Genomic DNA, 871 nt, shown 5'->3' on the forward strand with positions numbered 1-871 from the left:
CTCGCGGAGCATCCAGGCCAGGCGATTGGCGCGGCTGTCGAGTTCGCTGTAGCTCAGGGTCTGCCCGGCAAAGGTCAACGCCGGTGCATCGGCACGGGCCAGGGCCTGCTCGCTGAACAGGTGATGGATGCACTGGTCGAGGCGATGCTCGCCAGCCTCAATGCCGAGGCTGTCTTGCAGGGCACGCTGTTCGCCAGCCTCCAGCAACGGCAACTCACTCAGGCGCTGTTGCGGATCGCCGAGCAAGGCTTCCAGCAGGTTTTGCCAATGCGCCGCCATGCGCGCAATACGCGGCTCGTCGAACAGGTCGGTGCTGTAGGTCAGGCAGCAACCCAGGCGATGATCGAGGTCGGTGACCTCCAGGTTGAGGTCGAACTTGGTGGCGCGGGCATCGTTGGCCAGGTATTCGACGGTCATCCCGGCCAGGGTGCGGCTTTGCTGGAATTCCCAGCGCTGCACGTTGCACATCACCTGGAACAGCGGGTTGTACGCCGCGCTGCGGGTTGGTTGCAGGGCCTCCACCAGATGGTCGAACGGCAGGTCCTGATGGGACTGGCCTTCGATCACGGTGTGGCGAACCTGGTCAAACAGTTCGCCGACACTCATCTGCCCGTTGAGCTGGCAACGCAGCACCTGGGTGTTGAGAAATGCGCCAATCAGCCCTTCGCTTTCCGGGCGAATCCGGTTGGCCACCGGCGCACCGATGCGCAGGTCAGTCTGGCCGCTGTAGCGGTAGAGCAATACCGCGAGGGTGGCGGTCATGGTCATGAACAGGGTCAGGCCGCGTTCGGCGTTGAAGGCACGCACGCGGGCGGCGAGGTCGTCGCTCAAATCGAAACGGTACAGCTCGCCCTGGTGACTTTGCACCGGC

At 64.1% G+C, this 871-nt stretch carries 1 protein-coding gene; it reads right to left on the minus strand.

All coding sequences use genetic code 11. The annotated features are described in order from the left end of the window. A partial coding sequence (locus tag HX846_RS35490) for a condensation domain-containing protein (protein ID WP_256740349.1) occupies nucleotides 1–871 on the minus strand: 871 nt, incomplete at both ends.

Source organism: Pseudomonas sp. K5002, from assembly GCF_013386655.1.
Lineage (GTDB): Bacteria > Pseudomonadota > Gammaproteobacteria > Pseudomonadales > Pseudomonadaceae > Aquipseudomonas.